The following is a 16,235-nucleotide window of genomic DNA, read 5'->3' as shown; positions in this document are numbered from 1 at the left end:
CATTGTATAATTGCTATTGTTTTCTTTTTCATGATTTTAATCTTACTGTACAGATTTGATACAGTAAACTCCTTTCTAGCTTTATGCTTTATCATTTCTAACTTAATTATAGTCTTATTTTTAAGAAAGTTCAATTAGTTATATGTGAAATGCCTCATCAGTAAAAAATAACCGTTCTCATTGCTGAGAATCGGTTTTCTAATATATTTAAGTTTTTACATAATATAAATTATGTAAAAACTACAGCAACAAATCCTTGACTTTACCAATTTCACTTTTTGGAATAACTAGGTGAATCATATCCCCGAGATACATTCTGGTTGAGCCGTTAACTGTTTGGCTCTTGCCATTATGAACTTGGGTTGTGATGAGGATATTATGTGGTAAGTTGAGTTCATGTACTTGTTTTCCTGCTATTTTATCCGAAACAGGGATTTCAATGAGAGTGACTTCTCCTTCATCTGACGCTTCTTCAGGTAGCATTTTTTCCAACATAGCTTCATAGACTGGCGCACCCTTGAGTAGATCCATGATGATGTAGGCGACTAAGGTTACTAAGCCAAGTGGCATGAGGTTGCGAATATCTCCTACCATTTCAGTAACAAGTATCATAGCAGTTAAGGGAGCCTTAGATATCGCTCCAAAATAGCCACTCATTCCTAGAATGACAAATATAGGAAACTGCTCTTGACTGACAAGCCCAAGATTGACACAAATAACACCAACTAGAGCACCAAGTAAGGAGCCAAGCGCCAAAATTGGTAGGAAAATACCTCCTGGAAGGCCACTTCCATAGCTAATCATGCTCCAAACAAAGCGAATTAAAAAGTAAGCTAATAGAACTTGGAAACTAAAATCTTGCTCAGTTAAGGAAAGAACCAGCTGATTTCCACCACCAAGGATTTGTGGTAAGAATATTCCGACTGGTATGATGAGAATGAAAGCCAGAATTGGATAATAAGCTCTATCCAAACGGATTTTTTGCCCAAGCCAGTCATAAATTCTACCGACATTGAGTACAGCCTTCTCATAGAGAAAACCAGATAGTCCAAGAAAAACTCCCATAAGGAGGTAAATCCAATACTGGTCTAGGGTCATGAGTGGGATATTGTCTGGCATATCCAGTACGGGTGTTAGGCCAAATATGAGTAAAGAGACAAAGTTTGCTACGAGACTGGCTGCTAGAGTTGAGACCCAGAAAAAGCGCGAAAAATGGTGATAAACTTCTTCTACCACAAAGAGGAGGCCTGCTATTGGTGCATTAAAGGCTGCAGCTAGACCAGCGGCAGCTCCACTAGCAATCAAGGAGCGTTCCTCAACTGGACTGGATTTGAGCCATTTGGCAATTCCTTTACCACCGACTGCTCCAAGTTGGATACTTGGCCCTTCACGCCCCAGCATGAGTCCACTGGCAATAGCAAGAATTCCTAGAATATATTTTTTCCAAAGAACGCCCCACCAGTTGAGAGTCATCAAGCCCTTTAATTCGGCTTCGACTTGAGGAATTCCTGAGCCTTTGATATCTTTTTCTGAACGTGTCAGTTTAGCACTGATCCAGCAGATGAGTATGTAAAATAAAACCAGTATAAAAAGATTGCGCACTAGGTGCGCTTGATCTTGATAAAGTCCTTGTATCAGGTGGAATCCTTTTTCAATTAAGAAACGAAAGGATCCAACGATGATCCCAACGATAAGACCGACGATGATTCCTCGTCCAACTTGGGATAATATGGTACTCGAGGCAAAGGCAAATTCTTTCTTGGAGCTGAGTGTTTCTGACTGTTCCTCCATAATCATTCCTTCTAACTTAACTTTCTTTTTCTCCTAAAACCAGTGATTTAACGGGTTCAAAACTTGTTCGGTGAATTGGGGTAACTCCTAGTTTTTCGAGTCCTTCCAGGTGTTTAGCTGTTCCATAACCAGCATTAGTAGCAAAATCATAGCCAGAGAACTGCTGATCATATTCCTTCATCAATTCATCACGTGTCACCTTGGCTACTATAGAAGCTGCTGCAATTGAAAGGGAATTGGCATCTCCTTTGATGATAGATGTTTGTGAAATTGGCAAATCCAGTTTCATGGCATCTATCAAAAGGTGCTCAGGTTGAGAACTGAGCTGAGAGATTGCTTTCTGCATGGCCAGTTTGGTTGCTTCATAGATATTGACTTGGTCGATGACCTGATTATCCATGATACCAATGCCGATTGACAAAGCTTGATTCTGAACGGCTTGGAAAATCTCCAGATGTTTCTTTTTGGGGATCTTCTTGCTATCGTTGAGGCCTTTAATCTTACAATTTTTAGGTAAAATAACAGCTGCAGCGACTACAGGACCAGCTAGTGGACCACGGCCGACCTCGTCAACACCAGCAATTAAGGTCAATCCTTGCTTATAAAGTTCTTTTTCATAGGAAAGCATGGATTCCAAGCGAATATCCTCATCCAATTCTGCCTGAATGGCTTTTTTACGCTTGCTTATTTCCTTTTGAACTCCAGAACGATTATCCTTTTCAAGCTCTAAAAAAATAGGGCTTTCTAACTCCTTGACCGTTGCAAGGAGTTCTTTGATTTCTTTAATCGTCGCCATCGAGGTCTTCCAATGTATCTAAGGTATAGTTACCGAGTTTGCCATCACGGACTTCCTTCACGAAGAGACTGTAAAAACGGTCATAGTCGTCACGGAAACCAAGGGCACGGGTCATATCCATAATAATAACAGGCGCTTCTTCCTCAATTTTCATTTGTTTGAAGCGTTCAGCCAGCTTTTCTGGATAATGTTCTTTGAAATAATTGATACCAAAAATGGTCACCTCATCCATAGGAAGCAACTGGTCTTTAATAGCTCCCGTTAAGGCCAACTTAAGGGCAACAGTTTCATCTTCAAACTTAGGCCAAAGAATCCCTGGCGTGTCTAGGATTTCAAGATCTTTATTGGTTTTGAGCCATTGTTGCCCTTTGGTAACACCTGGTTTATTGCCGACAACGGCAATCTTCTTACCAGCCAAACGGTTCATAAGCGTTGATTTACCAGCATTTGGAATCCCAATAATCATGGTACGCAAGGTTTCAATCTTGATACCACGTTCTTTCTGACGAGCAATCTTATCAGCCATGAGCTTCTTGGCAGCATCGGTTACAACTTTTACAGTTACTTGCTCTTTGGAGTTGATAGCTAGCGTCTGGATTCCTTGTGATTCAAAATACTGACGCCATTCTTTGGTCATTGCTGGATCAGCCAAGTCCGCCTTGTTTAAAATCAAGAGTTTTGGTTTGTCACCAACAATCTTGGTTAACATAGGATTTTGACTAGATAAAGGTAAGCGTGCATCCACCAAAATCGTCACAAAATCAACAAATTTTAAATTTTCCTGCACCTGTCGACGAGCCTTAGACATGTGACCAGGAAACCATTGAATAGTAGCCATTGAGTTTTTTCCTTTCGTATCAAGAGTTTAGAGTTCCTATTTTATTATCGTTTGAACATAGAAAATTTTAAAATGAATGATGTCCAAACAGTTCTTGTTTTATGACATAGAAATCTAATTTATATTATATCATGACTTCTTTATTTTGTCCGCTCTTGTTTCCAGATTATACTAATTCAAAATTAAAGTCTATCATTTTATTGAAGTCTTACTTAAGACATAGTTTAATTCAAGCATATCCTTTGAAATTCAATATCTATTATAGCTATTACTTCATATTAGGGAGAACTAATACTCTTCGAAATCTCTTCAAACCACGTCAACTTCCATCTGCAACCTCAAAACAGAGTTTTGAGCTGACTTTGTCAGTCTTATCTACAACCTCAAAGCAGTGCTTTGAGCAACCTACGGCTAGCTTTCTAGTTTGCTCTTTGATTTTCATTGAGTATAAGAGTGGAATTTTATGAGTTTTTGGGATTTTTAGGTATAAAACGCTAACCATTCAAAAACCACACAATGTTTCTTTCAGCTTCATTGAGTATAAAACTGAAATCACTGTGTGGTTTTATTTTGAATCTAGTTTTTGTCCATCATCATATTAAATAGCAATTTGTTATATTCATTTAAACAAAGGATTAAAGAAACCATCAGTTGCTTTCAACAAGGCTTTAAACACTTTTTCTTTGAGTGTAACAGTATGTGAGAAATCACCCGATTTCTTTAAATCTTCCTCAACCGCTTTGACAAAGATATCCTTCAATTGTGTATAGTTGGTAATTTGTTTACCGTTAATTTCAATAGCAGTAAATCCTTGCTCTGCTTTAGCTTTAATATCGTGATACCAATGTTTCTTCCAGTCTTCTAGGTTTGAGAATTGGTTGTCTGAAACCTTTTTAATAATGAAATCATCACCCAATCTACCCTGGTTTTGTTTATCAGCTTCACCTTGGTATTTGCTAGATACATATCCGATAAATCCATTTTCATAGCCAAAGTAACCCCACATACGGAAGGCATTATGCTTGAATGATAATGAACCTGGAGCACCTTTGCTTGTATTACCACCATAAATACCAGCCATCATTTGAACATTAACATATGCTGAATTAGGCGTGAAGTCCTCTGGTCGGAACACACCATTACCCGGATTGTTATGTTTGGTCATTAAATTATTATCAACCAAATCATCAATACTTGCCAATGATTTAGTTTTCTCTCCGTCATTTAGGTCACGAACTTTATCCCATTGGTGTGGAGCAGTTAAATTATTTAAGCCATCAACATGTCTATCGACTCTGTCAATTTTCTTGAACCACTTGCTATTATCACCATTTAATTTTGGAATTACAGCATCTGCTTCAACATAATCCAACATCATTAACGCTTCATTGTAGTTCTTCATGTAGCGATCAATATCTTCACGAGTTTGAAGCTTATCAGGGTTATAATTGTACCATTGATTACCATCATTTTCACGATGATAAGCCATATTCAAACCTAAAGCGCCATATTCACCGTTTCCTGTCGATTTATCAGGTGTCTGTAACATACCTTGCGCATAGGCTTCGACGTCTGTACCTTGACGGTGTCTATGACCACCGAAGTAAAGCATTCTATCATTAACGTGTGTTGTTTCGTGAGTAAAGGCTGAAATACCAAACGGACTAATCATATTTGTTCCCATGAAATAAACTTGGTCATTATTATTAGGATCTGGGAAAATAGATGCCATAGCTCCCATATTCCAGTTGGTATTATGGAATTTCCAAGTTGGTCCATATAATTCACGAATAGGTGCAATTGGTTTATTGTTCTTATCATAACCCATACGATTTACACCTTCAACGTTATGATAGTTTTGGTTATCCCAAACAGGTGTCGGAACCCTATTTTGACTCTTGAGTAATTGGTCACGTACACTTGGCAATGCTAAACGTGACCAGAAATCAAGGTAAGTTTGTTGACCTTTCGCAACATTATCAATCTCTTTCTTAAATTCATTTCTAGCTTCTTCTGTATACTTACCATATTTCTCAAAAGAGCTATAAGCCATTGTATTGTAAGTTGAAATCAAGAACATATGTGCATTCTTAAGAGTTAATAGAGGTAGGATCATACGATTATGAACACCATTGTTCAAACCATCAAATGCACGATGACGTTTGTTAGCAAAATCAGGATTCGTTGTTTGAGGTTCTGATACATATACATTCTTAGCCGCATGGATAAACCAATCATTTAAATCAGTATCGTTAGTAAAGAGACGCATGTTGTAATCTAAGAAGCCATGTAATTCAGCTTTACCAATAGTTCCACCAATCATATCACGATAAGCATCCAAAGTTCTGTCGCCCTTGATATTTCGCTCGCTTGATCCAATTCGAATCAAGAAATCAAGAAGGTCAACTGACTTACCATAAAAGTCAGGTTTAAACATCATCAAGTTCTTGATAGTCATATCCCCATACTTGATATCATAGTAACGATTAAGGTAAGTAAGAGCCATCACGATTTTAGCTTTATTTTCATCCACCTTCTTAACAAGTGCTTTCATAGCCGCTTCGTCACTATTTAATTGATGGTCAGCATTTTCAATCAAAGATTTGACCAATTTATCAAGATTAGCTTTCGTTTCAGCAAAACTTTCTTCGAGATAAAGGTCTCGGATATAACCGTTTTTACGTTCCTCTGTATTTTCTTCAGCTCTATCCCGATTACCCATCAAGGCACGTACTTCAGGAGAAATTAATTCAACAGTCGCTAACCTACCTTTAATGTCTTGAATCAATTGATTACGATTTTTATCAACCATGTTTGGTGTATAAACAATGTCACCCAATCCATCGATACTATACTCACGAACTTGCGCTACTTTAGACTCTTTTTGATGAACAGCTTTGATTTCTTTAGTCTTATCTGCATAGTGAATCATCACATGATCAATATCTGATAAATCCGTTACAAATTGTCCGTCTTTCATTCCTGTAACTGATAACACTTCTTTTGTCAACAAGTTTGAACCTTCAGTTAGTTTATTACCTTGGTTAACAATCCACTCTTTGTTGTAGAACGGTTGAAGCTTTTCAATGTTACGATATGCTAAATCACGTTCGGATTTGTAGTCTTGAGTTGTCTTATACTCATCTTCTTTTCTTGTTAAACGATTTAAGCGGTTGACTATAGGTTCGTTGATTTCGTATTTATCTGCGGATATGCCTGTAGCTTCAATTTTAGATTTTGCCTCTTCTTCAGAAATAGGTTTAATACGATTTTTATCTTTTGAACGCTGGTAGCTAGAATTCCCATCACTGACACCTACTACAACGTAATTTCGTTTCACATTATTTCCTGTCCAATAGCCATCATCATAATCAATATCACTAGAACCATAGAAAATTTCACCATTAGATACTTTCATCATGGAAACTGAATCTTCAACGGAACCGTGATGCTTCATGCTTCCTACAACACCACCATTTTCAATTGGTTTAGCTACATTAATGGTTCCTTTTGCTACTGATTTCTTAATCGCACCATCACGACTTACAGCACCGTTATCCCCACCGTTTTGTGAACTATAAGCAATTCCCGCAGCTTTTGCCTTATCACCGACAAGATTAGCATCCACATATGCTTTTTCTACTAAACCTTTCCAGTTTTCACCAACGATACCGGTCAAGTATTGTCCACCATCACCGACAGCAGTTACGTTACCGATAAAGGCCACATTTCTGAGTGTACCTTGGTTATCAATCTTATCAATAAATCCAGATACCCAGTTTCTACCTAATACGTTACCAGTCACTTTGACATCTTCGATTTTAGCGCCACCTTTAATAGTGTCGGCAATCGGTGCAATACGGTCCGCCCAAGGCATATTGATATTTACATTCCCCAGATTTACTTTGGTTACTGTACCACCGATAATATTCTTGAATAACGGACGCTCCGTGTTATGGATGGTATAATGTTTCCCCTCCACACTTTTTAATGTACCTTTAAAATCACCATCAACATACCATTTCTTAGGTGTTGGTACATTCGTTGCATTCAAATCGGCACCGATTTTAAATGTACCATTTTTATCAGCATTCATAGCATCTACTAAATCTTTAAAATTATAGTAAACATTATCAACCTTAGGACGAGGTTTTTCAATGTAATGAATGTATTCATTTCTAGTTTTAGATGGGTCAACATGTTGAATCAAATCTTGGGCAGTTGCTGTAATTTTATAAAGTTCTTTTTCTTTTTCAGTCACCAACTCAATCTTATCAACTGCTAAACGTGTTACTTTATTATCACGACTAGTGATTCTTAAGTACATTTTCTTCACATCTTCATCTGAAGGTTTTTCAGTCATGAAATCACTAGGTGTTTCAGTACCATCGTCATTTACCTTCACTAAATTAGTAGATGCGATATTTTTAATTTCAACTTTTTTCAACTCTAAACGTAAAGGTTTTTCATCCAATTTAGACGTTTCATCACCTTCACCACGGTTGTAAGTCATTGTTGTTGCAATTTTATAATCTTTAAATAAATCCAAACCTTGAATAGCATCTGTCAATTTTTCTTTAGACAAATCAACTCGCTTAACAACAGTGTCCCCATCTTTAATCTCAGCTATAATGCTCTTGATTTCAGCATTACCTGTATTTTCAAGAGTGTAATCCAATTTAGCTGAACGAGCCATCGCATCTTCTGTTACCTTATCCAAAGTCAAAGTTGGTGCAACTTTTGTAGTATATTCAGGTAACACTTGTTGAACCTCAGGTTCTCCCTTTTCAGTGACTACAGCTTCAGGTAATTCTTGCTGAACCTCAGGTTCTCCCTTTTCAGTGACTACAGCTTCAGGTAAATCTTGTTGAACTGCAGGTTCGCCTTTTTCAGTGACTATTGCTTCAGGTAAATCTTGTTGAACCTCAGGTTCCCCTTTTTCAGTTACAACAGCTTCAGGTAAATCTTGTTGAACCTCAGGTTTGCCCTTTTCAGTGACTACATATGCTGGCAATTCTGGTTGAACCTCAGGTTCTCCTTTTTTAGTTACAACAGCTGCTGGTAATTCTGCTTGAACCTCAGGTTTGCCCTTTTCAGTTACAACAGCTGCTGGTAATTCTGCTTGAACCTCAGATTCCCCTTTTTCAGTGACTACGGCTTCTGGTAATGCTGTTTGAACTGCAGGTTCGCCTTTTTCAGTGACTATTGCTTCAGGTAAATCTTGTTGAACTGCAGGTTCCCCTTTTTCAGTTACAACAGCTTCAGGTAAATCTTGTTGAACCTCAGGTTCCCCTTTTTCAGTTACAACAGCTTCAGGTAAATCTTGTTGAACCTCAGGTTCTCCTTTTTCAGTTACAACAGCTTCTGATAAAGCTGGTTGAACCTCAGGTTCTCCTTTTTTAGTTACAACAGCTTCTGGTAAAGCTGGTTGAACCTCAGGTTTGCCCTTTTCAGTGACTACATATGCTGGTAATTCTGCTTGAACCTCAGATTCCCCTTTTTCAGTGACTACGGCTTCTGGTAATGCTGTTTGAACTGCAGGTTCCCCTTTTTCAGTTACAACAGCTTCTGGTAATTCTGCTTGAACTGCAGGCTCACCTTTGTCTGTCACAACAGCTTCTGGTAAAGCTGGTTGAACCTCAGGTTTGCCCTTTTCAGTGACTACATATGCTGGTAATTCTGGTTGAACCTCAGGTTCTCCTTTCTCTGCTACAACTTTGGGTTGCTCAACTGGCGAAACAGTTGATGCTGGAGAAACCGACGAAACAGTTCTCTCATCAAGTTCCAAGTAACCAACATATCTATAACCAGAAATTTGCAATACACCATCACGTCCAGACTCATGGATGTTAGCATTCAAATTAAGTGCTGAAGTAGTTGATAGTGTAACTAAGCCTGTCGCCCCTACAATCAAAAATGTAGCTATTTTTTTATTTCTCTTATCTTTTGTAATAACTACAACAAGACTACCGATGGTCAATAAACCAAATACAGTCATAATAGATTGTGATTGACCAGTATTTGGTAGTGCGTCTTTCTCATAAACCAAAGCATATGATTCTTTTGAGTCGTCAGGTCTACCTTGTTTGAGCTGATCACGTTCAGTTTGTGTCAAATTACTATAATCCAAGTAGTGATAAGTCGATGCACCAACAATTGACGGAGCGAATAAAAGACTTCCCAAGAATACTGAGCCAACAATACCTTTTATTTTCCTAATGGAAAATTTATCTTTTTTTAATAATGACAATTGTAATCCTCTACCTTTACTTTTAATTTCCTAATAGCAAACACTATTTTTTATTCTCAAAAATTGAACTTCTAAAATCATTCGTTTGATCGAGATAAGCTTTATATATTGCCTGTTTAAGTTTATGAACTCTACTTCTTTCTGGATATATATTCACAAGATAATCCTCAGCATCTTCATTGACAGCAGTAGTCATCATTCTTTGAAGCACATTTATATTTGTTATTGTCACTCTATCTTTTCTGAACCAATCTCCATTTGGGTTAATGAAGCTAATGCTCATTAATTTATTAAATTTAGCTATTCGCTCATTATACATTGCTTTTTTGAAATCAATCCATGATTTATATTCATTATTAAACACTTTCTTAAGCACTAAATCATCAGTTACATTACCGATTTTTTTACCATATGATGTAATAACGTCACCATTTGCTTTTGCTTCTTCTGCGTATTGATTAGAAATATATGGTACCATTCCATCTTTAAAACCTTTTGCAGCTAACAACTCGAACGCCATACGACGTCCCATTAAATCACCAGGAGTTCCTTTATCATTACTTAGAGCAGAATATATTGGTGAAAATAGTTTAATTGTATAATAGCCATTTCGTTTAAAGGTATTATCATTGTCATTTTCATATCCTCTTCTTGTAATAACATCATTTTCAATTAGACTATTAAATGTCGTTAATTTGCTAAGTTCACTATCATTTAAGTAACGAATAACATTAGTTGCATATACTTTACTTCCGTCTGGATCCCGTTCAAATTTATTTTCTATTCTTCTCAATAACTCATTTTTCTTAGAAATATCCAAGTTAACAACTGCATTACCTTCTAGATATTCTAGCATATAAATTACATCAAACAGATTATGCATATATTTTTGCAAGTCTTCTGCATTATTAAATCGTTTTGTAGGATCTTTTACCTGAAGTCTAGTTGGATCTTCTGAATCTTCATACTTCAATATAGAGTTAATCGTAATAGTAGGATCATTTGGATGATCAGGAGCTTGTAACAATCCTTTAGCATAAAACTCTGGTCCAAGTCCATTTCGTCTTCCATATCCTCCAAGATAAATTTCTCTATCTGAGTTATGTGTCATTTCATGTGTATAAGTTACCGCACCATCTTTATCAAGCATACGATATGCCATATAATAGAATGCATCCCCTGTAGCATAGGCTCCATTAGAATTATGAACAACATTATTTCCCGCTGGTCCGAAGAAATGTTTTATCGCTGGATGATTAGTTTCAAAATTAGCTTGGTATGTATCTTTATCTACTTTTTCATCTGTACCAAATCTAAATGCATCATAGACTAGAACACTTCTATACAATTTTGATTTATTTTTATCATCTAATATTTTATACCAATAATCATAGTGATCTCTAAATCTAGCAGCCGCTTCTTTAGCTTTTGTTTCAACATAATCATTTAAATTAGTTCCTGCTGGATGTTCTTTACTTCTATATCTATCATAAGCTCCAAATCCTATAGTCGAAATGTTCGCAATCATAAACACCGATTTTTCAGGTAATGTTAATAGCGGCAAGACCATACTTGGGTATTTCCAAGATTGGCTAGTTAATCTATCATATACTCCAATTGAATATGGACTACCAGCTATTGATTGCTTATCATTTACCTCTTTAATTGTAGATTTTTCTTCTACTATATAGGCTTTAGTTTGTTCTTTAAACCACTCGTTATTGGTTTTATCTGGCACGAATGCTTTTCTATATTTTTCCAAAGCATCAAATAAATTATTAGTTTTATAATTTTTCGCTAATAAAACGTTATAAGTTATAACATTATTTTTCGCTAGTAAATTATTATATCCAGATTTACCTAGTTCGATAACATTATCTAACGCTGAACTATTTGATTTACCGAAGAAATCCAAGTGGTACATAACTAAATCTTTCGCTTTTGTATCACCATATTTGAAATTGTACCAACGTTCTAAATATGTTAATCCTAGAAGTAAAGCTTCCTTATTATTTTTAATTTTTTCGATTACATAATTATCTATTACCTTATTGTTATTTTCCGCTATTGCAGCATCTGCAGTAAGAAGTTTTGTCAAACTATCTTTCAAATTATTTTTTGTGGTATCGAATTGTTCTTCTAAATATAGTTCTGTTAAACTAACATCATTAGAAACATCTAATGCTTTTCTTATTGCCTCTGATTTATATTGTACACTATTTAATGCTGGTAATACTTCATCTAAAATATTATTATAATTGCGAAGTAATGTATTTGGTGTATAAATTAAATTTGTACCGTCTATTCTATACTCTGCTACATTTGAAAAATCACTTTGATAATTTACATTAAGTTTCTCTGATGTATTGTCCGCGTAGTATAGTAATAGTTTATTTATACTTGATTTGTATTTGTTAATATCACTAATTACTTCATTATCTTTCAATGGAACCACTGACAATAATTCTTTATTATAAAGATTACTACTTGACTCTATTAAATTTCCGTACTTAACTATTGTTTCTCTATTGTAGAACGGTAATAGTTTTTCTATATTTTTATATACTTTTTCTTTAGATGAAACGGCATTCTCAAGATTTTTATAGTCAGTTACATATCTAGAAGAGAAATTAAAGTCTTCTGTTTTAATAGTATTTTTAGATACAAAAGCAGCTTTTTTCTCTTTAATCTGTGCATCTTCTAATACTTCTCCTCTTTGAACATCAGAATCCTTAGTTAAGATTTCATCATCTTCTTGTACTACGTTTACAACCTTATTATTTTTGTTGCTATATACATGATTTGCTTTCATGTCAGTGAAATCTTTTCCAGTTATTGCATTACCGTTCGTAACATTAACATCGCTTAGCACATTAGATAGTTGACCAGATTTTTCTAATCCGCCTACTGGGTCCCAAAGATTACCAACTACTCCACCAACGTTTGCAAAACGTTGCACATTATTAAGATTTCCTTCAGCATAACTATTACTAATTAGCGCACTATCTTCTACTGCACCAACTATTCCACCAATAGATTGATCCCCTTTAGTTGCGTTTGATGCTAAATCAATTGATGCGAACGACTTATCTATTAATCCTCTCGAACCAGAAAGTTTACCTACTAAACCTCCGATTTGATAACTAGCAACTGTGTTATATGTATTAGTTATTCTACCTGTATAGCTACTGTTAGAAATAGTAGAATTATTAACTTGTGATACTAATCCCCCTATTCCATGTTCCCCAGCTATTGCTCCATCAGCATGAACATTACTAATTACAGTTCCATTTCTCGCTTCTTTTGCAAGTGTTGCAGCATCTTCTTTTGCTGAAATATTGGCATCTTTTAGTGAAAGATTTTCTACTGTAGCACCATTTAATCCTCCAAATAATGGTTTTTTCAAATTATAAATAGCATAATATTTCTCATTATTTGTACCTACTAATGTTCCACGGAATTCATTTTTCACATAACTTTCTTGACCATCTGGAAGTTCAAGTTCACGAGCATCCATAGTTGCACCTAAACGGAATGTGCCATTAGGAGTGTTATTCATTGCATCTACTAAATTTTTAAATGATGTATAGACACCAGTTTCACTTTGCTGAGTTTTTGGTAAATAGTATGTATAATTTTCTAGTACATTATTATTTTCATGTTGTATCAGATTATTTACACTTGCTACTATTTTATAAACAGCTCTATTATCTTTATTAGCATTAGTAATGCTTGTAACTGGTAGCATCACATCTTTAAAATTCTCTGATTTAACTTTCATGAAGTAATTTTGTGGAGCATTTGGCACAGAATCTAATGAAGTAACATGACGATACTTATCACCTTCTTTAGAATATAGTTCAACAGAAGTTATATTTCTAAGTTCCAATTTCTTAATAACTTCTTCTTTAATATCGTCTTTTTTCTCATCTTTATGACGATAAAGTTTATCGTATACTGGTGGAATTTCATTACCTGCTATAATACTCTTAATCCACGCTAATTGTGTAGGAGATAAAATCAATCCGCCTGAGCGATTTTGTGCTCCATTTTGGTGGACACCAATGACTTCACCATTAGCATTAAATATTCCTCCACCACTCATACCAGGATTTCCACCTTGATATTGAACACCGTAGGTGTTATTCGCATATTCTTGTTCCATTTCTACCCTAGCATCTTTTAAGTGCGTATATTTCCCACCTGGATATCCATGAACATTTAGTTTGTCATTAAGATTTACTTTAGTATAATTTTTAACTAATTCTACATGTTCTCTGTCAGTTGTTGTAGGTAGCTTAATCACTGCTAAATCATAGATAAATCCTTTTGGATAATCTTGTTTATTATAAAAATGGATATCATTAGCAGTAAATCTTCCTTTTCGCCCATCGGGAGTTACCCATTCATATGTATTTTTGGTTTCATCCCCTATGAACTTACCTGTAGTATTATCAGAAGAACTGCTAATAAAATTATGAGCTACTGTTAAAAGTACATTTGGTGCAATAAATGTGGCTGAACCTACTGCTGGCTGAGTATTTGAATTAGTAACAAAATTCATATTAATTAATGCACTAGATTTTTTCTGAATACTCATTTCTTCTGGTGTATTAGTATTTTCATTATTTGGTTTAGTCTCTTCTGTACTTGGTTGTTCAATACTTCCAGAATACTCTCTAGTTGGCTCTACTTTCTCCGGCTCTACTATTGCTCCGGCTTGTACTCCTGTGTACTCTCTTGGCGATTCGACTTTTTCTGGTTCTACTATTGCTCCAGCTTGTATCCCTGTGTATTCAGGTAGCGGTGCAACCTGCTCTGGCTCGACTATTGTTCCAGACTGGGTGCTGGTATATTCTGGTTTTTCAGCTGTCTCAGGGGCTACAACAGCTCCCGATTGCTCACCTGTATATTCTGGTAAGGAAGCATGGGTCTCTGGTTCGACGATGGCACTAGACTGAGTCCCCTTGTACTCTGGTTGTGGAGTTACTTTTTCTGGTTCTACTATTGCTCCAGCTTGTACTCCTGTGTATTCTGGAAGTGGAGCTACTTGCTCTGGTTCTACTATTACTCCAGACTGGGTGCCGGTATATTCTGGTTTTTCAGCTGTCTCAGGGGCTACAACAGCTCCTGATTGCTCACCTGTATATTCTGATAAGGAAGCATGGGTCTCTGGTTCGACGATGGCACTAGACTGAGTCCCCTTGTACTCTGGTTGTGGAGTTACTTTTTCTGGTTCTACTAAAGCTCCAGCTTGTATACCCGTATATTCTGGAAGTGGAGCTACTTGCTCTGGTTCACCTTTATCACTTACTACAGCTTCTGGTAAGGCAGGCTGGACTGCTGGTTTGTCTTTATCTGTTACAACTGCTTTTGGCAATTCAGGTTGAACTTCTGGGGTGCCTTTGTTGGTTACTACAGCTTCTGGCAATTCAGGTTGAACTTCTGGGGTGCCTTTGTTGGTTACTACAGCTTCTGGTAAAGCTGGTTGAACTGCTGACTTTCAGAAAGCTCTGGTTGAATTGCAGGTTCACCTTTGTTGGTTATAACTGCTTCAGGTAACGCAGGTTGAACTGCTGGTTCGCCTTTATCTATTACAACTGCTTTTGGCAATTCAGGTTGAACTTCTGGGGTGCCTTTGTCTGTTATCAAAGCTCCAGCTTGTACATCCTTATGTTCTGCTAATTGTGATTGAGAATTTGAAGATTGTTTCTCTTCTTTTCTTGGATTGGTTAATTCTGCAGAGAGAGGTTTTTCAACTGCTTGAACTTCTGTCGGCTTAGTTGAAGAAACAGATGTTTGTTCCTGCATAGCTTGTACTTTTGATGGATTCTCTACAAAATTTGGTGTAACATTATAATCTACCTTTTGTTGATTTGTTGGACTAGATATTGATTTCTCTTGATTATTTACTTTAGATTCAGAAGTTATTTTTCCCTCTTTGATATATCCAATATAAGTGTAACCTGAAATATCTTTAGGAAGAGGTAATTTTTCTCCTGAGATTAATTCATAGTCAGTATTGTAATTCAGTAAGAGATTATTTTCTAAAGCATGAGCTGAAACTAAGACACCATTTCCTATTCCTGCAACCAATACTAAATGTAATACTGTTTTATTCTTAACTTTTTTCTTAGAAACGGCAAAAATTAAAATTCCCATAGCAGCTAAGCTAGCACCAGCAACCAAGGTTTGCATATCATTCTTGCTTCCAGTATTAGGTAAGTCTCCCAGTTGATTTTGGGAATTCAATTTATAAACAAGATAATAAGTCTCATCATCATTATCCATGTATGTCGGAATATCATAGACAAGCTGCTTCTTTTCATCTGATGATAGCTCTGACTCTGTCACATATTTATAGTGAACACCTTTAGTCTCTTGAGCCTCTACAGATGAACTACCTAATACAGACATAAAAAATAAACTTGAAATCGTTGCAGATACAAGTCCTACTGATAATTTTCTAAATGAAAAACGCTGCTGTTTTTCACCAAAATACTTTTCCATTATTCCTCCTTGAAATAAAATTTAAAAATATGTAAGGTAAACTTTATTAT

Annotated in this window: 4 protein-coding genes and 1 pseudogene; all 5 read right to left on the bottom strand. The window is 36.0% G+C overall.

What is annotated here, in order from left to right:
* Window positions 1-240 precede the first annotated feature (240 nt).
* The gene (locus EII37_RS04035) at window positions 241-1,791 is read right to left on the bottom strand and encodes a ClC family H(+)/Cl(-) exchange transporter (RefSeq protein ID WP_124787659.1); all 1,551 of its coding nucleotides are present in this window, start codon (window positions 1,789-1,791) and stop codon (window positions 241-243) included.
* A 16-nt stretch (window positions 1,792-1,807) separates the two neighbouring features.
* Window positions 1,808-2,587 carry a ribonuclease HII gene (locus tag EII37_RS04030; RefSeq protein ID WP_124787658.1) on the bottom strand — a complete coding sequence of 260 codons (780 nt, stop codon included), beginning with the start codon at window positions 2,585-2,587 and terminating at the stop codon, window positions 1,808-1,810.
* Window positions 2,574-3,425, bottom strand: coding sequence for a ribosome biogenesis GTPase YlqF (gene ylqF / locus EII37_RS04025; protein ID WP_020901132.1), 852 nt, complete (start codon window positions 3,423-3,425; stop codon window positions 2,574-2,576). Before ylqF ends, EII37_RS04030 begins: the two co-directional genes overlap by 14 nt.
* 619 nt (window positions 3,426-4,044) lie before the next feature.
* On the bottom strand, window positions 4,045-9,675 hold the full coding sequence (locus tag EII37_RS04015) for a ZmpA/ZmpB/ZmpC family metallo-endopeptidase (protein WP_124787656.1): 5,631 nt from the start codon (window positions 9,673-9,675) through the stop codon (window positions 4,045-4,047).
* A 43-nt stretch (window positions 9,676-9,718) separates the two neighbouring features.
* A pseudogene (locus tag EII37_RS04010) lies at window positions 9,719-16,185 on the bottom strand (ZmpA/ZmpB/ZmpC family metallo-endopeptidase).
* Window positions 16,186-16,235: the final 50 nt, after the last annotated feature.

Origin of the sequence: Streptococcus sp. OH4692_COT-348, from assembly GCF_003859975.1 — a bacterium.
In the GTDB taxonomy this organism is placed as follows: Bacteria; Bacillota; Bacilli; order Lactobacillales; family Streptococcaceae; genus Streptococcus.
The sequence above is the reverse complement of the archived record's forward strand: the minus strand, read 5'-3'. Positions and strand labels throughout refer to the sequence as shown.